This is a genomic window from Mycobacterium senriense (assembly GCF_019668465.1).
Lineage (GTDB): Bacteria > Actinomycetota > Actinomycetes > Mycobacteriales > Mycobacteriaceae > Mycobacterium > Mycobacterium senriense.
The window spans coordinates 1,546,041-1,570,365 of the sequence record NZ_AP024828.1 but is presented as its reverse complement, the minus strand read 5'-3'; the positions used below and the strand labels follow the sequence as shown (position 1 = coordinate 1,570,365).

22 protein-coding genes are annotated in these 24,325 nt (G+C 67.3%); 11 read left to right on the top strand and 11 right to left on the bottom strand.

The genetic code is table 11. The features are described from left to right. From MTY59_RS07450 to MTY59_RS07405, 10 genes are all read right to left on the bottom strand, one after another. Complete coding sequence (locus MTY59_RS07450; RefSeq protein ID WP_221045106.1) at nt 1-1,221, bottom strand: N-acetylmuramoyl-L-alanine amidase; 1,221 nt, start codon at nt 1,219-1,221, stop codon at nt 1-3. Between the two features lie 131 nt (nt 1,222-1,352). Further along, a complete protein-coding gene (gene trxA, locus MTY59_RS07445; RefSeq protein WP_221045105.1) occupies nt 1,353-1,706 on the bottom strand; it encodes a thioredoxin in 354 nt (117 codons plus the stop codon). Beyond that, nucleotides 1,703-2,713, bottom strand: a complete 1,011-nt coding sequence (trxB, locus tag MTY59_RS07440; protein ID WP_221045104.1) for a thioredoxin-disulfide reductase — start codon at nt 2,711-2,713, stop codon at nt 1,703-1,705. Before trxB ends, trxA begins: the two co-directional genes overlap by 4 nt. A 90-nt stretch (nt 2,714-2,803) precedes the next feature. Next, entirely contained in the window at nt 2,804-3,574 is a 771-nt protein-coding gene (locus MTY59_RS07435) for a hypothetical protein (RefSeq protein ID WP_221045103.1), read from the bottom strand. 72 nt (nt 3,575-3,646) lie between these two features. Then, nucleotides 3,647-4,234, bottom strand: coding sequence for an RNA polymerase sigma factor SigM (gene sigM, locus MTY59_RS07430; protein ID WP_221045102.1), 588 nt, complete (start codon nt 4,232-4,234; stop codon nt 3,647-3,649). A 78-nt stretch (nt 4,235-4,312) separates the two neighbouring features. Continuing rightward, the gene (locus MTY59_RS07425) at nt 4,313-7,891 is read right to left on the bottom strand and encodes a murein biosynthesis integral membrane protein MurJ (protein ID WP_221046311.1); all 3,579 of its coding nucleotides are present in this window, start codon (nt 7,889-7,891) and stop codon (nt 4,313-4,315) included. A gap of 62 nt (nt 7,892-7,953) precedes the next feature. Next, nucleotides 7,954-10,365, bottom strand: coding sequence for a hypothetical protein (locus MTY59_RS07420; protein ID WP_221045101.1), 2,412 nt, complete (start codon nt 10,363-10,365; stop codon nt 7,954-7,956). After that, on the bottom strand, nt 10,362-11,096 hold the full coding sequence (locus tag MTY59_RS07415; protein WP_221045100.1) for an NUDIX hydrolase: 735 nt from the start codon (nt 11,094-11,096) through the stop codon (nt 10,362-10,364). Before MTY59_RS07415 ends, MTY59_RS07420 begins: the two co-directional genes overlap by 4 nt. A gap of 85 nt (nt 11,097-11,181) precedes the next feature. Further along, complete coding sequence (locus tag MTY59_RS07410; protein ID WP_221045099.1) at nt 11,182-11,481, bottom strand: hypothetical protein; 300 nt, start codon at nt 11,479-11,481, stop codon at nt 11,182-11,184. An 11-nt stretch (nt 11,482-11,492) separates the two neighbouring features. After that, nucleotides 11,493-11,825 (bottom strand): hypothetical protein, encoded by a 333-nt coding sequence (locus MTY59_RS07405; RefSeq protein WP_250160742.1) that lies wholly within the window; start codon nt 11,823-11,825, stop codon nt 11,493-11,495. A 223-nt stretch (nt 11,826-12,048) separates the two neighbouring features. Here MTY59_RS07405 and MTY59_RS07400 point away from each other — a divergent pair, with 223 nt between their 5' ends. The 7 genes from MTY59_RS07400 (at nt 12,049) to MTY59_RS07375 (ending at nt 18,531) form a co-directional block, all read left to right on the top strand. After that, entirely contained in the window at nt 12,049-13,491 is a 1,443-nt protein-coding gene (locus tag MTY59_RS07400; RefSeq protein WP_221045098.1) for a CCA tRNA nucleotidyltransferase, read from the top strand. 24 nt (nt 13,492-13,515) lie between these two features. After that, nucleotides 13,516-14,025 carry a pullulanase gene (locus MTY59_RS07395; protein WP_221045097.1) on the top strand — a complete coding sequence of 170 codons (510 nt, stop codon included), beginning with the start codon at nt 13,516-13,518 and terminating at the stop codon, nt 14,023-14,025. Between the two features lie 42 nt (nt 14,026-14,067). After that, entirely contained in the window at nt 14,068-16,035 is a 1,968-nt protein-coding gene (locus MTY59_RS07390; protein ID WP_221045096.1) for a putative alpha/beta hydrolase, read from the top strand. Nucleotides 16,036-16,152: 117 nt separating this feature from the next. Further along, nucleotides 16,153-16,482, top strand: a complete 330-nt coding sequence (locus MTY59_RS07385) for a DUF2563 family protein (RefSeq protein ID WP_221045095.1) — start codon at nt 16,153-16,155, stop codon at nt 16,480-16,482. Between the two features lie 9 nt (nt 16,483-16,491). Continuing rightward, on the top strand, nt 16,492-17,046 hold the full coding sequence (locus MTY59_RS07380) for a hypothetical protein (RefSeq protein ID WP_250160741.1): 555 nt from the start codon (nt 16,492-16,494) through the stop codon (nt 17,044-17,046). Between the two features lie 123 nt (nt 17,047-17,169). Next, on the top strand, nt 17,170-17,724 hold the full coding sequence (locus MTY59_RS27255; protein ID WP_250160740.1) for a hypothetical protein: 555 nt from the start codon (nt 17,170-17,172) through the stop codon (nt 17,722-17,724). Nucleotides 17,725-17,982: 258 nt separating this feature from the next. Continuing rightward, a complete protein-coding gene (locus MTY59_RS07375) occupies nt 17,983-18,531 on the top strand; it encodes a hypothetical protein (protein WP_221045093.1) in 549 nt (182 codons plus the stop codon). Nucleotides 18,532-18,883: 352 nt separating this feature from the next. Here the strand turns inward: MTY59_RS07375 and MTY59_RS27250 are convergent, their stop codons facing one another. Then, entirely contained in the window at nt 18,884-19,105 is a 222-nt protein-coding gene (locus MTY59_RS27250; RefSeq protein WP_250160739.1) for a hypothetical protein, read from the bottom strand. Between the two features lie 906 nt (nt 19,106-20,011). Between MTY59_RS27250 and MTY59_RS27240 the strand changes: the two genes are divergently transcribed. The 4 genes from MTY59_RS27240 to eccB all read left to right on the top strand — a co-directional run bounded on the left by MTY59_RS27240 (nt 20,012) and on the right by eccB (nt 24,323). Next, nucleotides 20,012-20,662, top strand: a complete 651-nt coding sequence (locus MTY59_RS27240; protein ID WP_250160738.1) for a DUF5631 domain-containing protein — start codon at nt 20,012-20,014, stop codon at nt 20,660-20,662. A 133-nt stretch (nt 20,663-20,795) separates the two neighbouring features. Then, nucleotides 20,796-21,692: a hypothetical protein gene (locus tag MTY59_RS07365; RefSeq protein WP_415822636.1), complete on the top strand. Its 897-nt coding sequence runs from the start codon at nt 20,796-20,798 to the stop codon at nt 21,690-21,692. 274 nt (nt 21,693-21,966) lie between these two features. Further along, nucleotides 21,967-22,833 carry a transglycosylase SLT domain-containing protein gene (locus MTY59_RS07360; RefSeq protein ID WP_415822619.1) on the top strand — a complete coding sequence of 289 codons (867 nt, stop codon included), beginning with the start codon at nt 21,967-21,969 and terminating at the stop codon, nt 22,831-22,833. Between the two features lie 2 nt (nt 22,834-22,835). Next, nucleotides 22,836-24,323 (top strand): type VII secretion protein EccB, encoded by a 1,488-nt coding sequence (gene eccB / locus MTY59_RS07355; protein ID WP_221045091.1) that lies wholly within the window; start codon nt 22,836-22,838, stop codon nt 24,321-24,323. The last annotated feature ends 2 nt before the right edge of the window (nt 24,324-24,325 follow it).

Below are 24,325 nucleotides of genomic sequence, written 5' to 3'. Positions count from 1 at the left end.
CTAGGAACCGCCGAGTTGGCTGGTGCGTTCCACCGACAGTTCGTGGGCCAGTAATTCGGCGAAAGTGAATGTGCCAGTGGGCCGGTCGTTCTTGCCCAACAGGTAGAGCCGCTTGACCGCGGCGAGGATCCCCTCGGCGATGGCGTCACGGGTCTGGGTCGAGACCAGCATCGAGCGATCCCGCGGGTTGGTGATATAGCCGACGTCGACCTGCACCGTCGGCATCCGGGTCAGACGCAGCAGGTCCCATGTCCGGCCGTGCGTGCGGCAGTCCCGTAAACCGGTGCGGGCCACCACTTCTCGCTGGATGAAGTCGGCGAGATTACGCCCGATGGTGGAGACCGATCCATGCGAGTTGCCGAAGTGAAAGGAGGCCACCCCATTGGCGGCGGGGCTGATCTGACTTTCGCAGCGCAGGCTGATCATCAGGTCGGCGCCGACGTTGTTCGCGGTGGCGGCGCGTTCGGCATCGAGGGGGCTGCGGCCGACCGGTCGGGACAGGAAGGTCTCCATGCCGATCGCCGCCATCCGCCCCTCGAGGCGGCTGGCCAAGTCCCACAACACATCTGCTTCACTGACCGGTCCCGACGGACCCTGCATGATGGTGCCGTGGTCCGCGCCGCCACGGCCCGGATCGATGATGATCCGCTTGCCCGACAGTTTGGGACCGGATGAGCGAACCAGCTCCTCCTCGCGCAGCGCGTGCGGAGAGCCGCCGGTGACCCGCGAACTCAGGAAGTGAAAGGAGCGCAAAGTTTCCGGGCCGCAGATGCCGTCGGCGGAGAGCCCGTACTCGCGCTGATATGACATCAAAGCGTTGTGGGTCTGCAACCCGAAGTAGCCGTCGACCAGACCGGTGTAGAAGCCAAGGTCCTGCAGCCGTGCCTGCAACGTGGCGACGTCATCGCCGAACAGCGGGGCGCCGAATTGGTGATACAGCGTGCGGGCACCGAGCCGGTACGACGCCTCCTTCAGCGCCCGGTAGGTGGCCTCACCGACGATGCCGTCCACCAGCAGACCGCGATGCTGTTGAAAGGCGCGAACCGCCTGGTCAAGCTCGGCATCGAAAAGTTCGAGGGCCACGTGCCGCCCGGTATCGAGATCGTCCTCGGAGCTATCCAGCAGGCCCAGTGTGGCCAGCGTTGCCCGGATCTCGGTCACAGCTGCGCTGCGGTCACCACAGCGCAGCGCGTCGCCGTATTCGCGGCGCGGACTCGACATACCAAGGGTCCTCCGGGACTAACTGACAAGCTCAGATGTGGGCAACAGCTAACCGTATTGTCGCAGACGCTTCGCAGATTCGGGAAAACCCCAGGCTGTGCGCGGGGCGTGGTGCGACGAATTAATGAATGTCAGCCGAGGTCGGGCACGGCGTCGGAGAGCTCACGCAGTAAAGACGCCTTGCCCTTCGCGCCGACGATCCGCTTCACCGGCTGCCCGTCTTTGAACAGGATCAGGGTGGGAATGGAGACCACCTGGAAGTTCTGCGCGGTTTCGGGGTTGGCGTCGACGTCGAGCTTGGCAACGGTGAGGTGTTCGCCGCGCTCGCTGGCGATCTCCTCGAGAACCGGCGCAACCATCTTGCAGGGCCCGCACCAGGTCGCCCAAAAGTCAACCAGCACAGGCTTATCGCTCGACAACACCTCGGTGGAGAATGACGCGTCGGAGACTTCTATTGTGGCACCGGCTTTTTCGGCGTCGGTCATTGTGGCGCTCCAATCAATGTGTCGGTACTGCCCGGAAATTCGGTGGCGTCGCCCTGTGCGGCGGCGCTGGCCTCTTCGTGGTCGGCGAGCCAGCGTTCGGCGTCGATGGCGGCCGAGCAGCCGCTGCCCGCGGCGGTGACGGCCTGGCGGTAGGTGCGATCCACCAGGTCCCCGGCGGCGAACACCCCATCAATCGACGTACTGGTGGTGCGGCCTTGGACCAGCACATAACCCTCAGGGTCGGTCTGCAGCACGTCGCGCACCAACTCCGAACGCGGGTCATGCCCGATCGCCACGAACACCCCGCTCACCGCCAACGTGGACACCTCACCGGTGCCGGTATCACGCAGCCGCACCCCGGTCACGGTCTGCTCACCCTCGACCGCCTCCACCGCCTTGTTCGTCAAGATCGTGATCTTGTCGTTCGCGCGGGCGCGGTCCAGCATGATCCGCGACGCGCGGAACTCGTCGCGGCGGTGCACCAACGTCACACTGCGGGCAAAGCGGGTCAAAAACGTGGCCTCCTCCATCGCCGAGTCACCACCCCCGATCACCGCAATGTCCTGGTCCTTGAAAAAGAACCCATCACAGGTCGCACACGACGACACGCCGCGGCCCAACAACTCCTGCTCACCGGGCACCCCCAAATAACGCGCCGCCGCACCCATCGCCAAAATCACCGACCGCGCCCGCACCGTCTCACCCTCGGCGGTGGTCACCGACTTCACCGGCCCGTCCAGCGACACCGATTCGACGTCTTCCATCCGCAGATCCGCCCCGAACCGCAACGCCTGCTCACGCATCTGATCCATCAACTCCGGACCCGTGATCCCGTCGCGAAACCCCGGGAAATTCTCCACCTCGGTCGTCGTCATCAACGCCCCACCAAACGACGTCCCCTCAAACACCACCGGCGCCAACTGCGCCCGCGCCGCATACAACGCCGCGGTATACCCCGCAGGACCCGAACCAATAACGATCACGTCATGCACTGTGTCGGCGGTCATTAAAACCTTTCAAGCGATTCATCTCTGGATCTGTGTAAACGCCAGCGTAGGTACGGCTGTTCCCGGGTGTGTCGTACCCATGGGACCACATTAGGGGCGGGGGACCTGGGTATTGGCCAGTAGTCCGGTATCGGCGGCGCTGCAGTTCGGCGATACCGCGAACACGGCCAGGATGTGCGGGCTGTCACCGGGGATGACCAGAACGATTCCGGGGCGGGCGTTGATTTCGACCGGGCGCGCCCCCAGGACCTGCGTGGACGCGGGATAGCCGAGACCGGTGAGGCAGGAGGCGCGCCGCGCCGGGTCGTTGAGTGTGCCGTAGTCGGGGCTGCGGCCGAGCAGGCCGAGGATTTCGTTCTGCGAAAGCGGGATTTCCATCGGCGAGGTCGACACCGTGATGTGCTGGATATCGCCGGGGGTGTCCGGGGCGGGTTCGGGCACGTGCAGCAGGGCGACGGTCCCGAAGCCGATCGCGGCGAGCGCCGCGCACACGCCGGCGGCGGCCGCGATGGTGCGGGCCGGACGCAGGTGTGGGCGTGCGGAATGATCGACCGGGCCGTTCTCGTCGGTGGACGCAGGATCCGCGGCGCGCAACGCCGCCGAAACTCGGCCGGTCACCTGTGGGGGAGGGTCGGGTGGCGCGCCCGGATCGGCGCCGACGGCGGCGACGTCGCGGCGGACTCGATTCAAGGCGTTTAGCACGTCGGCGGCGTGCGGGTCGGCGCGGACTTGGCTGCGGACACGGGTGGCGGCCTCGTCGTCGAGAATGCCGGCCTGCAGGTCGGCGAGCAGTTCGACGGTCAGCGGTGGGTCTGATCCCGCACTGCGGTCATCCGCCGCGTCGTCGTCCGCTGCGTTCATCGGACCTAGTGTCCGTCATGCACGCACCGATGGCCACGCATGGCCCGCGGGGGCGGCCGGACGCGGAGAGGTTCAGGCCTGGCCGGCGGCGGCGTCGGGCAGGGCGTGCGCGCCGGCGTTGAGGTAGCCCAGCAGTTCGGCGAGCCGCACCCGGCCGCGAGCGCAGCGGCTCTTGATCGTGCCTTCGGCGACGCCGAGCAGGCGGGCGGTGTCGGCCACCGAATACCCCTGCATGTCGACGGCCACCACCGCGGCCCGCTGCTCGACCGGAAGCCGCATCAGGGCGCGCTGCACCGCCATCGTGGTCTCGACCTGAGCCGTGCGATCGGCCACCGGATAGATGTCTTCCAGCGGCACGGTCGGGTGCGCTTTGGTGCGGCGCAGCCGGTCCAGGCAGGCGTTGACGACGATGCGATGCAGCCAGCTGCCGACGGCGGCGTCATGCCGGAATGCGCCGGCGCCGCGGTGAGCGGAGAGCATGGCGTCCTGTAGCGCGTCCTCCGCGTCCTCGGGGGTGCGGGTGGTCAGGCGGGCGAGCCGATGCAGGTGCCGCTGGTGGCGGAGGAAAAGCTCGCTGAAGGCGTACCGATCGCCGGCCACATGGGCCGCTAGCAGCTCGGCGTCACTGCGCTCTTGCTCGGCGTTTCTCCCGAAGCCCACGGGCGGACATTAACCAATTGCGTATGCCGCGGCACTTCACTCGCAACAGGTTGTGTGAGTGTGTGAATGGCCCGCGGATCAGGACGCGGCCTGGACCGTGATCTCCGAAAAGCCCGCTTGGCTCTTCCCGTTGGTGGAGCCCAGCGTGGAGATCCACACCAGCAAATTCGACGTCGGTGAGCCGGCCTTGACCGGAATGACGTTGTGGCCGGGTTTGAGCGTGAAGGCCGGCGCCAGCACGGTCGTGTCGTTGAGGCTGGACGGGCTGGGCGAGGAGGCTGCGCGGATCTCGACCTTGGTTCCGTTGCTGGGGGTGTCGATGCTGACTTGGCCGATCACGGTGGGGCTGGGCAGCTGCAAGATCAGCCCCTCGCCCTGCTTGAAGCTGGGGAAGGGGACGGCGTCGCTGTAGACCTCGGTCGCCCAGGCCGTCGAGGGATCGCCGTCGATCGCCTGCCCGGCCGTCCCCGCATTGTCGGCGTCGCCGTCGGGGGAGAAGACGGTCGCCTTGGTGGGTTTGACGACGCTGCCCGCGGCCGCGGATGGGGCGGGCGCCGAGGCCGGCGCGGACGACGACGACGAGGGGCCGTTCAGCCCGAGCTCGTCCTTGTTCAGGCCGCCGCCGACGTTGCCGAAGATCTTGCTCACGATCGACGCCAGCACGAGCAGGGCGACCACGATGACGGCGAGGCCGGCGCCGACTCCGATGAGCACATTGCGCCGCCGGCGCGCGAAGGTCGCCTGCTCCTGACCCGGTGAGATCAGAGCCGTCGACGGCGAAGGCGAATCGTCGATCGGGCCGAGGACCTCGGTGCGGTCGGCGACCGCGGTGGCCTGCTGGAGCAGGTTCAAAAGCGTTGAGGCGCTGCGTATTCCGCCGTCCTCCTGGACCGCGCGGACGGCGACGGCGGAGATTTGGAAGGGGATGTCGCGGTCGAGGGACATGGGTTCGACGGGGTTGCCCGAGGAGTCGCGCTCGGCCGCCGCGAGCCCGCTGCGCACCCCGCTCTCCACGATGGGCCAGCGGTTGACCAGCAAGGCGTAGAGCGCGGCACCGATGCCGCGGATGTCGTCCTGCGGGTTGGCGTCGGGCATGGTCGCCGGGTATGCCAGCACCACATCGCCCTCGATGCTGACCCGGACCCGGCTGGGGTGGTCGATCGACAGGGCGACGCCGGCGCGGTGGGCCGCGTCCGCGGCGGCGGCCAGCGACTGCATGGCCCGTACCGCGCCCACCGGTGAGGGTGCGGTGTCCGCCACCTCCTGCAGCGAGCCACCGCGAATCCACTCGGAGACGACGAGGCCGCCGGCGCCGGTGTGCACCACGTCGAGCACGCGGGCGATACCGGGCTTGTCGATGCGGCTGAGCCGCAGGGTGCGCGACAAGATCTCCTGCAGGACCTCACCGGGCAGGGCCCCGTCCGGGTCGACGAAGGTCAGCGCCACCTGCCGGTCCAGCGCGGTGTCCAGCGCCTGCCAGAACTGCAGCGGTGGGGCGCCGCCGTGGAAGACCAGCAGGCGGTAGCGGCCGCCGGCGATGCGGGCGCCGGGGACCAGGTGCACGTCGTCTCCGGCGGAATCCGCGCGACGTTCGCGCGGCGCTTCGAACGGGGTCGGTGCCCGCCGGGCTTCGCCGGGGATATCGTCGTTGGCCTTGTCGGACGGGCGCGGGGCGGGCCGCTTGGGCTCGTCGGCCGGAATGTCAGGCTGAAAGTCGTCGGCGACCGGCCGCGGCAGCGAGGTACCTGAGCCTGCGCCAGGCCCAGCGCCGGGGGCTGCGCTCTCGATCGGGCGATCGGTCACCTCCGGTCCTTTCACTAGCCGGGCTCGGTTTGCCCGCTCCGGAGGCCTGCGCCGGATCGGCTCCTGGACCGCATTTACCCCAGGCGGGGACGAATTCCTCTGCTCAGGGTACGTGACCGGGCGCCGGTGGGACGATCGATCCTTGGCACTCGGTTTGCGGGGGCGCGGTCCGCGGCCCGTGATGCGGTACCGGAGCACGTCCAGCGCCGCCCGTGCCTCGGGGACTTGAGCGCGCAGCATGACGGCGGCCGTGATCGGCAGCATGATCAGCCCCAGCACCAGCAGGCGAAGCAGGGAACCGGCGCCGCCGTGCTCGGTGAGCCGGTTCAGCCCGAGCAGCCGGTCGATCACATGGGCAATCAATCCGGCCAGCATCGACGCGGTGAGCGTCACCAGGATGGTGCGGACTTCACCCACGCCGATCAGGTGGCCACCGACCGACAGCAGGGCGCGTCGCAGCAGGACGTAGCCGATGACGGCGCCGGCCAGGAATCCGATGCCGTTGGCCAGCCCCAGGAAACCGGCCACCAGCTTGGGGTCATCGGTGAGGTGCGGTGCCAGCACAGAGCCCAGGATCTTGACGGCCGTAATGACCAGGATGATGACGATCGGCGTCCACGGCTGTTCGCGCGCGTAGAACACCCGCAGCTGCAGCAGCACCAGGCCGTAGGGAATCAGCGTGAAGGCCGACAGGGTGATCGCGGCGCCCAGGTATCCGGCGTCGACGTTTCCGAAATGGCCGTAGGCGAACAGCGCGCTGCCCATCGCCGGACCGCCGACCGTCATGAACGCCACGATCGGGATCAGGGTGATCAATGTCAGCCGGGTCGCCAGCGAGAGGTCACCCAGCACGGCTTTGGTGTCGTCGGCGGCGGCGTTGCGGCTCAGCCGCGGCATCACCACGGTCAGCACGGTCACGCCGATCATGCCGAACGGCAGCATCAGGACCAGCCACGTGTAGTTGTAGATCGCGGGGCCGGATGCCGCCGCGGTACTGGCGATCTGGTTGCCGACCACCAGGCCGAGCTGGCTGATCAGCACGTAGAGCACCATCGCGGCGGCCATGGTGCCAAAGCGCTTGAGCCGCTGGTCGATTCCCCACAGGGGGCGTAGGTCGACGCGCTGGCGTCGCAGCGCCACCAGCAGCAGTCCGGTCTGGGCGAACACGCCCAGCGTGGTGCCGACGGCGAGCACCAGCAGCTTGGCGTTGCCCATCCGGACGGGATCGACCGAGAGCTCGCCCGGCACCAGCGCGTAGACCCCGAGGGTGACCAGCGCGACGAGGTTGTTGAGGACCGGTGCCCACGCCGTGGGCCCAAACACGTTGCGGTTGTTCAGGATCGCCATGAACACCGATGTCAGCCCGTAGGCCAGGACCTGGGGGAGTAGCAGGTAGGCGAACGCGATGGTGAGCGGCTCGTTGACTTGCGGGTTGCGGCCCAGCATCAGCCGCACCAGCAGCGGGGCGGCCACCACCGAAAGCACAGTGGCGAAGACCAGCAGCGCCGTCGTCAACGTGACCAGACGCCGCACGAACGCCGCGCCGCCGTCGGGGTCGCTCTGCTCGGCGCGCGCCAGCACCGGCACGAAGATCGCGGTGAACGTCGCCTCCAGCACGAGGGCCGCCACCAGGTTGGGCAGCTGGTTGGCCACCGAGAACGCGCTGGACAACGCCGCACCCAGAATCGCGGCCAGCAGCACCACCCGGGCGAAGCCGGTGAGCCGGCTGATCAACGTGGCGAAGGCCATCCCCCACGACCGCGACACCAGCGCCGCGTCGGACAGCTCGGGGCGCCGGCGATCGATCTCGGCGGCAACGGGCGGCAACGGACCGGTCGGCGGTGAGCCCTGCATCCGGGAATGGCGGGGCGGTTCGGGCAGGCGATGGTGTGGTTGGGCCTGCCGATAAGCGGGGGTCATACGCGGTGCTCTTGTTCGACCGGCTGGTCGGCCTCGTCGCGGGCCTGGCCGGCGTCGGCGGCGTGCCGGGCATCGGGTGGGTCGGGGCGGTCCAGGTCGGCGCGGTCGGGCTGGCCCCGGAAGCGGTGCCACAGCCGGCGGCCGGCCAGCAGGACCAGCACCGCCGCGGCCGACAGCGTGATCGCGAACAGGACCTTGCCGTAGGCGTTGGAATGCACCGACAACCGCACGGGCTCGCCCAGCCGCAAACCGTCCGCGGTCCGCAGGGTGACGTCGACGGCGACCCGCTGGGTGAAGTTCACTTCGATCGGAACGCGCAGCGGCAGGTAACCCGGCGGCAGTTCGATCTGGCCGACGTCGGTGACGTTCATGCCCGGCGGCGCGTCGACATGCAGCCTCACCCGGATCGGGACGGCCAGCCCGTTGTGCAGCGCCAGCGGCAGCGGGCTGTGCTCGGTGGCGAGGGTGTAGGAGCCGCCAGGGTTGACGATCGTCACCGCGCCGAACAGGTCGTTGACCGTCTTACCGACCACCGCCAGGCGCTGCTGGGCCAACCCGCTGCGGGTGTCCGGCGGTTCCGACTGGCTCAGCGCGCGCAGCATGTCCTCGCGCAGCGGCGCGGTGTACTGGACGCCGGTCAGCCCGGTGCGGTCGTCGGTCATCAGCGATGACGTCAAGCCCCACAGCCGGCCGACCTGCGCTGTGATGCCGGCGGTGACGTCGTCGCTGAACTGGCCGCGCGCGGACGTATAGCTGCCGACCTCCTGCGGGGGTTCGGGGTGGGCTTGCACAGCCTGGTTGGCCTCCGCGATCACCGCGGGCAGCGGGCGCGGCACCGCCAGACCGGAGCGGATGGTGGTGGTCAGCGCGGTCAGGATGACCTGCGCATCGTCGGCCTGCAGGTTCCATGTCGTCGGCGGCACCAGGATCTGGGTGCGCGGGTCGTCGCGGCGCAGCGCGTGCCAGAAGATCGAGCCCAGAGCGTCCTGGCGGCGCGCGGTCACCGAATCATGTCCGAGCCGAACCGTCAGGGACGGGTCCAGGTACGTCGGCACCTCGGGGTTGGTCCCCGCTCCGGCCAGCGCGGCGCCCACGGCGGGGTCGAACGGCGCGACCACGACTTGCGGGGACAACCGCCGGGGCGCGGTGTCGACGGCGGTTTCCGAGGAGCCCTGCGCCTCGGCGGCCGACAGGTCGGTGGCGGCGATCGCGACGGTGTTGTCGTTGGCGCCGAGCAGCTTGACCGCGCGGCTGGTCAGCGGGCCGTCGGGCACCAGCGTGGCGCCGCGGATCGAGGAGACGTCCAGGATCTTGTCGATGATGTTGTTGGCGCTCGTGGTGGCGATGGCGCTCAGGCCGGGATCGTTGACGCGCTGCACGGCATCCAGATCGGCCTGCGCGTAGGGGAGCGGGGCCACGCAGGTCCGGTGCGCGAGGGCGCGCAGGCGGTTCAGCCATTCGGTCGCGGTGGCCTGCCCGCCGCCCGGGTGGGTGGGGGTGCCGGGCAGCTGCGCCGGGCCGTCGGGGGAATCGGACACGACATAGCCGGCGGTCATCGCATTGACGGTGACCAGCAGGTCCGGGTCGATCGCCAGACACAGCGCGCGGCCGACGGCCCCGTCGGGGTCGACGTCGTGACTGGTTGCGACTTCCGCCGAGGCCAGCAGGATGTCGAGCCGGCCGCCGCTGGCCAACGAGGTGGCCAGGTCGTCGTCAACCAGCCGCACCGGGATGGTCCCGCCCGGCACCCCCGGAGCCAGCCGGGGCCGGTCGGCCAGCGGCCACAGCATGGTCATCAACACCGGTTTAGAGGTGTCGGGCGCGACGGCCGAGCCGACGTCGTCGGCGCGGTCGGGTGGGACCCCGACCGCGGGCAGCAGGAAGCGCGCGTTGTCCAGCCGGGCGGGCGCGCCGTAGTCGGGCGTGCCGTTCACGTTGACCAGGACGGGATAGATGCCGGGCTTCTCCACGCCCAGCGATGGCTTGGTTAACGCGCGCAGCGGGGCCGACAGGGTGAAGCCCACCTCCTGCCCGCGCTGCAGTTCGGGCGCGACCGTGAGGAAATCCGCGGCGGCCTGATAGCCATCGGTGTCGCCGTCCAGTGTGGTGCGCAACCCCGCGGAGGCAGTGACCGCGCCGGCGTGCTCGAGCCGGACCATGACGTCGCGGACCGGACGGTCGCCGATGTTGGTCACCATGCCGCTGACGGTCACGACGGGCGGACTGGTTGTGGTGACCACATCTGGGGTGACCTGATCGATGCGGACCCGGACGAACGGCGTCACCCCGGGCTCGCCCGCGGCCGCCCGCGGCATAACCGGCCCGGTGAGCACCGCGAGTCCGGCCACGATGGCGAGCACGGCGGCGATCCGCACCAAGCCGGCCCAACGCAGACGCGGAGCTGTCACGGCCCCGGTCCGTGGCCGTTCTTCCGGCCTGCGGCCGGTTTGTCAGAATGCCGAGTCCGCGAATGGGTCTGCGGGCGGCGCCGCGGCGCGCTGGGCGGCAGCGGCGGAAGCGAGGCCGGACCGTCGCTCTGCAGCTTGTCGATCAGCTCGTCGGCCACGCGGGCCAGGCGACGCTCGTCGGCGTAGGCCAGCCGGGACGGCAGTTCGCCCATCGGTACCCAGGCCACCTCGGCGACTTCGAGATCTTCGTCGGACAGCTCACCGCCGGAGAACCGCATTAGATAGTGGTGCACGGTCTTGTGCACACGACGGCCGTCGGTGACGAACCAGTAGTCGATACGGCCCAGCGCGGCCAGCACGCTGCCCCGGATGCCGGTCTCTTCGGCCACTTCTCTTATAGCGGTCTGCTCGGCGGTCTCGCCGAGTTCGATGTGCCCTTTGGGCAGCGACCACAGCATCCGTCCCCGCCGGTCGATGCGACCGATCAACGCGGCGACCTGAGACTCGCGCGGTCCGTCGAGCCCGTCGATGACCAGCCCCCCGGCCGAGGTTTCGTGCACGGTGCGCAGCTGATCGGGTCCGCGGCGGGACGCCCGGGATCGGCGCGACTTGGTGGCCGTCGAATCACCGGTCACTTGACCGGCGGTTTGGTTCTCGGACGAAACCGGGGTGCCACGGCCGCGGCGACGCCCCCGGCGCCGACGTGGTTTGCCTTGTTCGCCGTCCGACACCCAAGCGATAGTAGCTGGCACGGCATCTTCTGCCGGAGATACTCGCCGCGGGTGGGCGCGGGAGGGCGCGGCGGAAGGTCACTCGTCAGATCGGGCCGACCGCGTGAGCGATTGCCCACAGCGCACCGAAGATCAGCAGTGAGAGTGGCCCGGACAGGCTGCCGATGAGCATTCCACGCCCGATCTGGCCCACTGTTCCCGAAGCCTGCATAACCAGAGCTGCGATCGCCATGTAGACGAGGACTACGGGAAGTACAAAGACGATCGAGTACGGCATGAAAAGCCATGTGGTGAATTCGACGATGAAGACGTGGAGTACCGCTACCCCGAAAGTGACCGGCCCGTAGCGCGATTGCGATAACGGGAGTACCGATTCATCGGCCATCACAAGACCTTTCAGCGTAATACCAAGTAAGCGTAAACAATCCCACCGATGAGCACCGTCGCGGAAGATCCCGCAATGCTAAGCGCAAGACCGCGGTTGCGCGGCCTAGGCGATTGCCACAGTGCCGCGGCGACCGCAAGAGATACCACGGTGGTGATCGCGGCGGCGAGAAGCATCCAGCTGCGTTCGGTGTGTCCGCGTTCGGTCGCGAAGATCCCTTTGCCCAGCACCCACATCGTGGCGAGCAGCAGTCCTAGGACGATCTGTACGACGAACGGCGTGGACAAGGTCGCCGTGCGCCATGTGGTGGCGTCTAAGTCACGAACTCGGAGGAAAGACGGCATTTATTGTGCTTTCAGTTGTTCGCGATGACCTTCCACGGGTCTCCACCGCGAACATGATCAGTGCGCCCTTGCATATGTATCAAAGATGCAACCCGTCATCCCGCCGTTGACCCTTTCGTCGCACGTAACGCTACTGACGCTCCCCGCTCGGTCAATTCACCGTGTCCGCGTGCGAGCCGCCTCACAGGGGCTTTTCGCCGACGGCCGACTAGGCTGATCGAACGTGCCAGACGCCGCCCAGGATGCCGACCTGCTGACCGCCGCCGCGGTCGCTCTGAATCGGCATGCGCCCATGCTGGCCGAGCTCGGCTCCGCGTTCGACGCCGCGGGCCACGAGCTCTACCTCGTCGGCGGGTCGGTGCGGGATGCATTGTTGGGCAGGTTGAGTCCCGACCTGGATTTCACCACCGACGCCCGGCCCGAACAGGTGCAACAAATTCTGCGGCGGTGGGCCGACAACTTGTGGGACACCGGGATCGAATTCGGCACCGTCGGTGTCGGCAAGGGCGACCACCGCCTGGAGATCACCACCTTTCGCGCCGACACCTACGACCAGGTGTCGCGAAATCCCGAGGTTCGCTTTGGCGATCGCCTCGAAGATGATCTGGTGCGCCGCGACTTCACGGCCAACGCGATGGCCGTGCGCATCACGCCCCATGGGCCGGGCGAATTCCTCGACCCGCTAGGCGGTTTGGCTGCGCTGCGCGCGCGAATCCTGGACACTCCCGCCGCGCCGGAGGTGTCCTTCGGCGACGACCCGTTGCGAATGCTGCGCGCCGCGCGGTTCGTCTCGCAGCTCGGCTTCGGTGTCGCGCCGCGGGTCCGCGAGGCGATCAACGAGATGGCCCCGCAGCTGTCGCGGATCAGCGCCGAACGGGTGGCCGCCGAGCTGGACAAACTGGTGCTCGGCGACGACCCGACGGCCGGCATCGATCTGCTGGTGCAGACCGGCATGGGTGAGGTGGTGCTGCCCGAGGTCGGCGGCATGCAGATGGCCATCGACGAACACCACCAACACAAGGACGTCTACCAACACTCGCTGACCGTGCTGCGCCAGGCGATCGCCCTGGAAGACGACGGCCCGGATCTGGTGCTGCGGTGGGCCGCGCTGCTGCACGACATCGGCAAGCCCGCCACGCGGCGCCACGAAGCCAACGGCGGTGTGAGTTTTCACCACCACGAGGTCGTCGGCGCCAAGATGGCCCGGAAGCGGTTGCGGGCGTTGAAGTATTCCAAGCAGATGGTCGAAGACATCTCGCAGCTGGTGTATCTGCATCTGCGTTTTCATGGCTACGGCGACGGCAAGTGGACCGACTCGGCGGTGCGCCGTTACGTCACCGACGCCGGCCCGCTGCTGCCGCGGCTGCACAAGCTGGTGCGAGCCGACTGCACGACCCGCAACAAGCGCCGGGCCGCGCGGTTGCAGGCCAGTTACGACCGGCTCGAGGCGCGGATCGCCGAGCTGGCCGCCCAGGAAGATCTGGCGCGGGTGCGCCCCGATTTGGACGGCAACCAAATCATGGAGCTGCTCGGCATCCCGGCCGGCCCGCAAGTCGGTGAGGCATGGCGATTCTTGAAGGAGCTCCGGTTGGAGCGCGGCCCGCTGGACAACGAGGAGGCGACCGCGGAGTTGTTGGCGTGGTGGCAGTCTCGGGGGAACGACTAGCCGCAGCCACGCGTCCGAATACCCATGGACTACTGCATCTCTGGCGATAACGGCGCAGCGGCGATTTGGCACGGGCAGCCGGACCTCGACTTGGACCACGACGGTCACTTCGAATCGATCGGACTGGATTTCGATCACGACGGACTGCGCGACGACGCCCTCACGGATCTCGACGGCGACGGCCTCGTCGATCACGCCGTGCTGGACCTCGACAATGACGGCACCCCCGAGGCGTACTTCACCGACGACGGATCCGGGACGTGGGCGGTGGCCATGGATCGGGGCGGCCAGTTGCGCTGGTTCGACCTCGACGGGGTCGAGCACACCGGCGGCCCGATGGTCGACTTCGACGGCCACGGGAGCGCCGACGCACGCCTCGTCGATACGGACGGCAACGGGCTCGCCGACCGGGTGCTGCGCTCGGACGACACCGGCGTGACCGGTTACGTCGACACCGATTGCGACGGCAAATGGAATGTCCGGCTGAATGATTCGGACGGCGACGGTCTGGCCGACGGGGCGAGCACGCTGTGACAACGGGTCGGTGACGTACCGTCGCGACTCGATGCGGATGCGATGCAACTGCGCCACCTGAGCATTCCATTCCTCGTCGCCCAGGCCGGTGGCGATCCCTGGTCGACCGACGCCGGCCTGCAGGCCGGTCGCCCGGCGCAGATCTCAGCGCTGGCGCAGGCCTTCCGCGATGCCGGGGTGAGTACTGCCGAGGCCGCTTTCGCGTTTGAGGCCGCACGCCGCCGGTTTGAGGCGGCGTGGGATCACCGTAATGGCGAGCATCCGATCAACGGCGCTGACGAAGTGCAGCGTGTCACCAGGGTACTGGGCCTGGAGGCCGCGCAATTACCCGCGATCGCAATCGATTTGGAGGGCATCGCCGCCGCTCTGGCCGAGGGCCAACGCACCTCCGCGTGGTACCTAGCCGCGCTGGAGTACGACCTCGAGGCCATCGACGACGAGATCTGCGAGGCCCTCGCCGACGACGATGTTTGTGGCGCCGACGACCTGCGCGGGGACGCCGTTACCGAGGTGAGGGCAATCATGCTGGCGCTCCGTCAGATTCGCGATCGATATTCGGCCGTGCTTGCGTCTGCCTTGGGAACGCTGCGGGCTGATGGGGCTGACCCGGCCGAGATTCAAGGTGTCGACGAGTTGTCGATTCCGCTACCGGACAGTGATCCAGGACGAGTAACACGATGGTGGGATTCGTCGAGCGCCGAGCAAAAGCGCCTGCTGATCGATCAGCACCCCGACGAGCTGGGCAACCTCAACGGCATCCCGGCCGACGTGCGCGACTCGGTCAACCAGGCGGCGATGAACGATGACCTGCGCAGGGTCGAAGACGTTGCCCGTCAGCGCGGGCTGGTTCCCGCAGCGCTCCGAGATAGCGCACTGAACAACCGGGATGCCGACGTGTTCACCCGCCCCGGCGACTACGGGCTGTGCGCTACCGACATCACCCGATACCAGAACGCGGTGAAAACCAACGACTTCCTCGAGCGCGACGAAGGGCATGACGGGCTGCCCGTCATGTTGTGGGCGTATGACCCGCTGGCATTCAACGGCAAGGGCAGGGCGGCCGTCGCGATCGGCAACCCGGACAAAGCCCGCAACACGGCGGTCATCGTCCCCGGCACCAACAGCAGCGTGCGGGCAGGGTGGATGTCCGACGGGACAGACGACGCCATCAACCTGTACCAGCAGGCTGCGAGAGCCGACCCCCAACACTCCACCGCGGTGTTGGCCTGGATGGGTTATGACGCACCCGAATTCGCGTCACGTTGGCAGCAGGCCGTGACCGACCCGTCGAACCTGGAACAGGTCGGTACCCCATGGCGGGCCCGGCAGGCGGGGGCGTTGCTGGCCGCCGACGTCAACGGCCTTGCCGCCACTCATGGTGCGTCGACCCCCAGGCATGTCACTGTTCTGGGGCATTCCTACGGTTCCACAACTGTCGCCGACGCGTTCGCCAACAGCGGCATGCGCGCCAACGACGCCGTGCTAACCGGTTGCCCGGGAACCGATTTGGCGAGTAACGCGGCGGACTTTCATCTCGACGGCGGCAGGCTGTACGTGGGTGCCGCATCGACCGACGCGATCAGCTGGATCGGCGAGTCGGGCGGTGGCCTGCCCAATGGGCTGAACGCGACGCTGGACCGACCGTTGGGCCCCTTGGCCGGGCTCGGCGCGGACCCGGCTCACGCGGGTTTCGGGGCGGTGCGGTTTCGCGCCGAAGTCGCCGGCTCACACAGTGTCATGCCGTGGTTCACTGACCACTCGCACTACTACGACGTGGGCAGCGAGGCCCTGCGCAACATGACTGAGATCGTCACTGGGCACGGCGATCGCCTGGCCGGCGAAGGCATGCTGGCGCCCGACCGAGCCGCAGCGCGGATCGCCGTTCCGCTCCAGGTGCACACCCCCTTGGGGACGATGTCGCTGCCGCATATCGGAGTCCAGATGCCGGTCACGGTCGATCCGGAATGGGATCGGCCGGCGCGAACGGTCACCAATGATCATGGTTTCTAGCCGCGGGACAGCCGGGGGCGGTGGTGAATTGACCACTCGCGAATCGGCATTTAGCCTGATCAACGGCGACTGTGGCGCGTATTGAACCCCATCGCTTGAGACCCGGAAGGAGTGCCGATGTTCGTCGATACGGATCTTTTGCACTCCGGTGGCAATCAGTCGCACCGTGCCGGTGGGCACGCTCAAGACGGGGCGGATCAGTTGGCGGGCGGAACCGTGGCGTCGGGGATGTTCGGTGATTTCGCCGCGGCCGACGCTTTTCACGGTGCGGTTTCAGCCGCACACGGCCAGCACGTGAAAGCGCTTCAGGGACATAGCGAGACGCTGACCGGTGTGGGCACCAAGGCGCACCACGCGGCCAACGGGTTCACCAACATGGATAAGAACAACGCCACCGAAATGCAGGCGCTGCGACCGAGTTCCGGTCCTTCAACACAGAACGTCTAAGGAATGCCGGTGACGGAGGACCCGCCTTCGCATCCGGCTGCGGGGCCGCATGTTGGTCCGCCGGTAGGGCAGCAAGCACCGGGCTATCCCGCGGCGCGCTCACGCATATGGCCGGCGGTCGCGCTAGCGACCGTCGCCGTCCTGCTGGGCGGCACTGCCCTCGTTGTCGCCTTGATCCGGCCTACAGGCGACCGGCCAGCGGCCTCGTCAGCCATTTCAGCGACACCTTCGTATACCGCGGACCAAACCGCAGCGGCACACAAACAGCTTTGCGCGGCATACAAGCTGGCTGCGCGCGCGGTCGAAATCGATACCAACGGTGACAATCCGGCGTTGGCTGGCGTTGCCTCTGTAAACGGTTCCCTAATCCTGGAGCAGGCGTTAAGTGCTGCACCGGCAATCTCATCGAGCGATCGAGCTGCCGCACTTGCGTTGGCTGCGGCGTATACGAAAGCCACTGCGATGGGCAGCTGGTCGCAACGGGACGATCCTGCCTTTAGAGCGCAAGTCAATGAGGTCAACGCCAAGGACGCCGCAATGAAGTCGGTATGCGGCGACGGCTGAGTTCTTACTCGCAAGGCCGCGGTGATTGCTCACTGGTTGGTTAGCTGTTCCACTAAGGGGACACGCGGCGCAGGATCTTCGGCAGTCTACGTCGAACGCCGCTAAGAGATCTGAGGAGGACGCATGGCGGGGGATTTGCCTCCAGCTCCTGGGAGTGGGCCGACCGCAGGCGCTCCCAGACCAACGCAATGGTCACCCGTATTTCCCACCCAGCCACAAGCTCGTCCTCGGACATGGCCTGCGGCGCTCTTGGCTGGAATAGCTACGGTCCTGGCGATCGCTGCATTGATTGTGGCGCTGACTCGACCGACAGCTACGAAGTCAACAACGACATCCACTGCGCCGACCTACAGTGCCGTCGAGACTTCCGGAGCTGAACGGCAATTGTGCGATACCTACAAGCTAGGCGCGCAAGCAGTGCAAGCTGACACGAACGGCCACGAGGTCGCGCTAGGTCGGATAGCACTGACAAACGCTGCAGCCATGCTTGAGGATGCAGCGACCAATCCAGCCCTTGGCGCGACATATCGCGATCCCGCACGTGCGTTAGCCGAGTCCTATCGCAAGGGGACGGCTATGGGGAATAGGGACGTTGCGACCGATGCACAGTTTCAAGCCGCACTCGACGACATCAACGCGAAGGATGCTGCAATGAAGAAGGTATGCGGGGGCGGGTAAGTTCTGCCGGGTAATGCCCAGTGTTCGGTTAACACCCTAACGATCAATTTGCCAGACGTGATGAGCAGATGTGCAGCGGCGGTTGATTTTTGCGGCGTCCGTCGTCGATTTGACGCATCGAGCGACGTTCAGATGAGGGAGAATCGCCGTGTGCGGTGAATTGCCTGCCGTCCGGTTGCTGTTCCACTATTGGAGGAGGCAATGGCGCCATGACACCGGGCAAGCCGCCGCAGGAGTTTCCGGACCAAAGGAGGACGGATGGTGGGAGACCCCCCTTCGGGCCATGGTGAAGGGCCGTCAGGCCCGCCGCCCGCTGGAGGTTGGCCGCCACCGCATTTCCCGCAACCAGTATCTCGTCCACGCCGATGGTTAGCGATCGCACTAGCCCTGACGGCGGCAATAGCCGTCGCAGCGCTGGCGGTAGCACTGACCCGGCCCACGGCTTCGAAACCGCTCGCTACCACGACGACGCCGACTTATAGTGCGGCCGAGACTCGTGCAGCACAGAAAACACTTTGTGACACGTACACGCTGGTAGCGCGAGCGGTGGAAGTGGACACCAGCGGTAATGACAAGGCACTGGCCCGTATCGCGGATACCAACGGTGCCGTGATGCTCGATATGGTGTCGACAGCTCCTGCTCTTGATACCAACCATCGAGAGGCCGCGCGCGCCTTGGCAATGGCCTACGGGACGGTTACTAGCATGGGCAATAGCGCAGTCACCGCCGACGCAGATTATCGAGCTGCTCTCGACGACGTTATCGCCAAGGACGCTGCAATGAAAAAGGTATGCGGTGGCCGTTGATCTTCCACCTGGCACCTGGACAGCTGCGCTGATCGGGCCTTGGTGGCCAGCACCGTCGACGGGTTTACGCGCCGGCGCTCAGCACTGGAGCCAAGAGTGCGCAGAGCAGCAGCTGTATTCGCAGAACTTGCGCACCCAGTGGACAGCCTTTGCTGCAAACAACAAGGGGCATACGGCAGACGATCTCATAATGAGATTCCAGCAAGGGGAAAAGCTCCACCTGGACCTTGCCGAAAAGTACCAGACAAAAGCGTCGGCGTTTAATTCAGGCGCCGACGCCATCGACTATCTCCGAAGTCGCTTGTCGGACATAGCAAATACGGGCAACAGAGAAATCAATGAAATCCTCGCATCAAAAAAGCTGCCTCCGGAGAAGTTGGTTGAAATCCAGGCTGTTCAGGCGCGCTGCAACGCCGACGCCGCGAATGCCAGTCGGGACGCGGCCGACAAGATGATGGCGGCGACGCAAAAGATTCTCGATGCTGAAGGCATCGGTGGCAACGCCCGGAGCTGGGCGCAGGCGAACGGGTTCGATGTTGGCGATACCAAGCCGCCGGAGCCGATTAGTGAGCATGACATGAATTCGGTAGCTGGCGGTAGCGGGGTGCGTGGTGACGGAGGAGTTCCGCCACCGGCTGGGTCGCCGGGCCACCCGCCGCCAGCCGCGGCGGGCGGTGGGATACGTGGTGGTGGAGGTGTGCCATCTGGCGGACCGTCAGGTGGGCCGCTTCCAGCACCAATCAGTGGGGAGGGTGTGCGCGGCAGTATCCCGGGCGCGAGTACTCCGTTATCGCCCGCCGGCGTCCAAATGCCCGGTGGCGGCGGAACCGTATCGCCCGGAATGCCAGGCGTACACGGCGGCGGAATGCCAATGTCACCGGTCGGTCTAGGTCAAGGCGGGCAGCCCGGATTAGGACAAGCGTTCACGTCCGGCCTCGCGACCGGGCAGGCGACGGGACCTGGCGGGCAAGCGTTTACGGCTGGTCCGCTACAAGCGATGGAAGCCGGGGGGCCTCAAACTCCCCAGGTGGCACCAGCAGGAACACCGACCGTGCCCAGCGCCGGAGCATTCATTCCAACAAGCACTCCCGTCGACGCACCCCCAGCGGCGTCCCCCGCGCCGGCGGTCACCGGGGGAGGCACTTCAGTTGCGCCGGTGATGACCGGGTCCTCGTGGTCGTCGCCCGCCCCGACCCTCGGGGGCGGGTCTTCCATTCCCTCAGGATCGTTGCCCGCCTATGGCTCCGACCTGCGTCCGCCGGTGGTGGCGCCCCCATCCGTGCCTTCTGCACCGGCCGGTCCCCTGTCGGGTGCACCGGTGGCTTCTTCACCGGCGTCGTCCCCATCCGCGGGTGGGCCGCTTGTCTCTCCCGTGGAGCGGACGGCCTCCGGGGCAGCCGCGGGTCAGGCCGGTGCGGGATCGTCGACCATGGCAGGCGCATCGGCAGCGTCCGCGGCTGCAGGTGCGACCGCAGGCACGGTGTCCGCCAGGACGGCCGAACAACAACGGCTGCAGCGGCTGGTCGACGCGGTGGCCCGTCAGGAGCCGCGGCTGTCGTGGGCGGCCGGATTGCGCGACGACGGCACCACGACGCTGTTGGTTACCGACCTCGCCGGAGGGTGGATTCCACCGCACGTCCGGTTGCCCGCCCACGTCACCCTCCTCGAGCCGTCGGCACGACGCCATGACGCCAACGTGGTGGATTTGCTCGGCGCCATCACGGTCGCGGCTGCCCATCATGCGAACTCGTATGTCGGCGAGCCTGGGCCCGACGAGCCCGCACTCAGCGGTGATCGGCCTGCCCGATCGGCCGCGCCTGAAGTCGATGAGCTCGGGCCGATCCTGGTCGATGCCGTGCGCCGGCGGGACGGCCTTCCTCGTATCGCGCAGGCTGTCGCAGGGCCTGCGGTGCGAAAGACGGGTGTCCTCGAGAGCGAAACGGCGATGCTGCGCGAATGCGTCGCTGAAATTCAACACTCGGTGCTGAACGCATACCCCCATCACGACCCAGCGGCTGTCGGGGATTGGATGCTTTTAGCAGCTATCGAGGCGCTGATCGACGGGCACGGGTACCTCGCGAATTATCATCTGGCGTGGTTTGACGTGATCAGTCACCGGGGCGGTTCGTAATCGCCCGCAGTTATCGGGTGAATAGCGTTACCGCCGTTTTGTGCCAAAATTGTTGTACTAGCGCTCGGCTGCACCAGCATGAAGCGTTTGCGGGCTTTGCAAGTGGGGTGGAGGTGAGACTGTGAATCAGCCGATCAGTCACGATTTTCCAACTACTACCGGGTTAGCCAACGGAGTGCCATTTCCGCCTCCGAACCCAGGCCCCGGTCACCCACCCGGCGCGTCGCCTCTGGACGGCACTGGCGGCGCACTAACCGGCGCTGGAAACGCCGGTGTCCCCAAAGACGCAGCCGACGCAGCCGCCGCCGACGCTGATCGTCGGGCCCACGCCGCCGACGCCGCCGCAAAATTCCCGGCCAACGAAGCAATCGGCCAGCAAGACATGCAGATGATCCAGCAGATGCTGCAAAGCGTCACCGGCGCGCTCGGCGGCGCGATCGGTGGAGTCATGGGGCCGATGACGCAACTTCCCCAGCAGGCGATGCAGGCCGGTCAGAGCGCACTCCAGCCGCTGATGAGTGCGGTGCAGGGCGGCGCCCACGGCGTTGGACTGGCCAACGACGCGCATCTGGTCGACAGCGTCGGCAGTGGCGGGGGCTCCGGACTGGGCGCCGGTTCCGGCGGCGGTGGTGCTGGTCTCGGCGGTGGCGGCACAACTCCGGCCAGTTCGCTGGGCCCGCCGCCCGTGCCCACGTCGTCCCCGCCGACCACACCCGCGGGCGCCAAGGTGCCGGTGATGCCGCCGACCGGTGGCATGCCCGCCATGCCCGGCCAATCCGGCATGACCGGTATGCCGATGATGCCGCCCGGTGCCATGGGCCACGGCGGTGAAGGCGGCAAGAAAGACAGCCCGGTCGAGAAGCGGGTGATGGCCCCGGGTGTGCCCAACGGCCAACCGATCAAGGGCCGCTTGACGATTCCGCCTAGTGCCCCGGGCAACAAATCCGGGGAGGCCAAGCCGACCGTCGTCACCAATAGGCCCAACCGCCGGATCGTGATCATGCCGTCCGAGGACGAGCCGAAGGAATAGCCAACGAATCCTCCCAGCCCGCCGAAAGGTGAGTGGCCGGGCGGTTCGCACGCCAGTAGTGTCGCTACGTAATCGCGGCCGGGTCGATCCCAATGTGCGGGTCAAATTGGGTTGTTCGTTATTGACAGCAGAACTGTCGATGCGTGCATGCTATGGGAACGTCTGCAGCGACCGCGGAATACGCGGCCAGGAGGGTGTGGGAGTACTAGCGCGAAGTGTCCGGCGAGGATGCGGCGCCGCGAGGGCGCATAAATGGATCAAGGCGGGGAAGTCGGTGACCGATCCCCTCAAAATGCAAGCGGTCACGGCGCTGTTGCGCGCCCACAATCTGTTCTCCGGAGCGACGCAGGACGGCGGCGTCGGTGACGCGCCGGCTCGGATGCAGGCGCGCGCCGAGGCGATAACGCATCGCGCGGGTGGACTTCCCAGCGCGGCGGTCAAGCGGTCGGGCGCATCGATCACGCAGTTGACGCGGCTGGCTAATTCGGACCGATCACTGGGACAGATCATCACCGCGGCTCGGGCCGATCACACATACGGCCGCGCGGCAACGCGCGCAACCCTGGACGCCGCCTTGACCGACACGACGCCGGCGGTAGACACGCCGCTGGGCCGCCGCGAGGCCGCCGCCCGCATGGCAGCGCGGTTGCGGGCCCAACATCGGCATGTCGCCGGATCGCGCCGGCGGGCACGGCTGCTGGCGCGCAGGTTGCGACGTTTGCACTACCTACGAGGGCGGTCGATGCACAGCAACCAGGCCAGCGGGCGCCCGGCGGTGTTGGCGGCCATCCGGAAAGCCTTGGATATCAAGGGCATTCACGACCCGGCGGCGCGTATTCGCTGGGAACGCGGCATGGACCTGGTGGCCCGCCGCGAATCCAACTATGACGCGAACGCGGTCAACGACTGGGATTCCAACGCGGCACGGGGCACACCGAGCAAGGGTGCCTGGCAATTCATCGCGCCGACGTTCGCGGCCTACCACCAGCCGGGAACCTCGCGCGACATCCACAATCTGGTGGCGCAGGCGTGCGCATTCATCAACTATGCGACGGGCCGTTACGGGGTGGCCCTCAACGCGTCGAACCTAGCCGATCGGATTCAGCAGGCCGATCCTCACCGAGCACCCAAGGGGTACTGAGCATGCCGCTGAGTTTGTCTAACCGCGACCAGAACTCCGGGCACCTCTTCTACAACCGTCGGCTGCGCGCGGCGACCACCCGCTTCTCGGTGCGCATGAAGCACGATGACCGTAAGCAGACCGCCGCGCTGGTGTTGTCGATACTCCTGGTGGTCATCGCCTGCGGCTGGATGCTCTTGCTGAACGTACTGAAACCGACCGGGATCGTGGGTGATTCGGCGATCATCGGCGACCGCGATTCCGGAGCGCTCTACGCCCGGATCGACGGCCGGCTCTACCCGGTGCTGAATTTGACGTCCGCGCGGCTGGCGACCGGCACGGCGAACCAGCCGACGTGGGTGAAACCCGCTGAGATAGCGAAGTATCCGACCGGGCCGCTGGTCGGCATCCCCGGTGCGCCGGCGGCGATGCCGGTCCATCGGGGCGCGACGTCGGCGTGGGCGGTCTGCGACACGGCGGGACGACCGCGCAGCCCTGAACGACCGGTGGTGACCTCGATCGCGGGTGTACTCGACGGCTTTGACCGCGCCACACCGCTGAGCGACGACGCCGGGGTGCTGGTCACGTTCGAGGGCAACACGTTCGTGATCTGGGGCGGCAAACGCTCGCAGATCGATCCGACGAACAGGGCGGTCACGCTCAGCCTGGGACTCGACCCGGGAGTCACACTGCCGGTGGAGATTTCGCGCGCCCTCTACGACGCGCTGCCCGCGACCGAACCGCTCGGCGTCCCCGCGGTGCCCCTGGCGGGCACGCCATCGACCTGGGTGTCGGGCTCACAGGTCGGCGCCGTGTTGCAGACCCAGACCGCCAGCGGCGGCAAGCAGTTCTACGTGCTGTTGCCCGACGGCGTGCAAAAGGTCACCAGCTTCGTCGCCGACCTGTTGCGCAGCGCCAACTCCTACGGCTCGACAGCGCCCCGAGTGGTGACTCCCGACGTGTTGGTCAACATCCCCGAGGTGTCCTCGCTCGCGGTGGACTACTACCCAACCAAGCGGCTGAATTTCATTGACACCACGGCCGATCCGACCACCTGCGTGGGGTGGGCGAAGGGGTCGACGGATCCGCAGGCCCGTGTCGTCGTCTACAACGGACGCGGACTGCCCACGCCGTCGTACATGGACAACCGCATCGTGCACCTGGTACGCGACGACCGCGACCCGGCTTCGGTGGTCGCCAACCAGGTGCTGGTCTTACCCGGCGCGGCGAACTTCGTGACGTCGACCAGCGGCGTGGTCACCTCCGACTCCCGGGAATCGTTGTTCTGGGTAGCGGACAACGGGGTGCGGTTCGGCATCACCAATGACGACACGACGTTGCGCGCGCTCGGGCTCGACCCGGGGTCGGCGGTGCAGGCGCCCTGGCCGCTGCTGCGGACCTTCGCTGCGGGCCCGGCACTATCAAGGGAGGCAGCGCTTTTGGCGCGGGACACCGTCCCGGCGCTCGGCAAGGTGGCTGTGGTGACGACATCGGCGAAGCCGGGAGGCTAGAG

Coding starts and splice junctions, on each gene's coding strand:
- MTY59_RS07395 (WP_221045097.1), top strand. CDS start 13,516: ATGGACTACTGCATCTCTGGCGATAACGGCGCAGCGGCGATTTGGCAC.
- trxB (WP_221045104.1), bottom strand. CDS start 2,713: ATGACCGCCGACACAGTGCATGACGTGATCGTTATTGGTTCGGGTCCT.
- MTY59_RS27250 (WP_250160739.1), bottom strand. CDS start 19,105: ATGCTCACTAATCGGCTCCGGCGGCTTGGTATCGCCAACATCGAACCC.
- MTY59_RS07410 (WP_221045099.1), bottom strand. CDS start 11,481: ATGGCCGATGAATCGGTACTCCCGTTATCGCAATCGCGCTACGGGCCG.
- MTY59_RS07450 (WP_221045106.1), bottom strand. CDS start 1,221: ATGTCGAGTCCGCGCCGCGAATACGGCGACGCGCTGCGCTGTGGTGAC.
- eccB (WP_221045091.1), top strand. CDS start 22,836: ATGCCGCTGAGTTTGTCTAACCGCGACCAGAACTCCGGGCACCTCTTC.
- MTY59_RS07435 (WP_221045103.1), bottom strand. CDS start 3,574: ATGAACGCAGCGGACGACGACGCGGCGGATGACCGCAGTGCGGGATCA.
- MTY59_RS27255 (WP_250160740.1), top strand. CDS start 17,170: ATGGCGGGGGATTTGCCTCCAGCTCCTGGGAGTGGGCCGACCGCAGGC.
- MTY59_RS07425 (WP_221046311.1), bottom strand. CDS start 7,891: ATGCAGGGCTCACCGCCGACCGGTCCGTTGCCGCCCGTTGCCGCCGAG.
- MTY59_RS07385 (WP_221045095.1), top strand. CDS start 16,153: ATGTTCGTCGATACGGATCTTTTGCACTCCGGTGGCAATCAGTCGCAC.
- trxA (WP_221045105.1), bottom strand. CDS start 1,706: ATGACCGACGCCGAAAAAGCCGGTGCCACAATAGAAGTCTCCGACGCG.
- MTY59_RS07405 (WP_250160742.1), bottom strand. CDS start 11,825: ATGCCGTCTTTCCTCCGAGTTCGTGACTTAGACGCCACCACATGGCGC.
- MTY59_RS07375 (WP_221045093.1), top strand. CDS start 17,983: ATGGTGGGAGACCCCCCTTCGGGCCATGGTGAAGGGCCGTCAGGCCCG.
- MTY59_RS07390 (WP_221045096.1), top strand. CDS start 14,068: ATGCAACTGCGCCACCTGAGCATTCCATTCCTCGTCGCCCAGGCCGGT.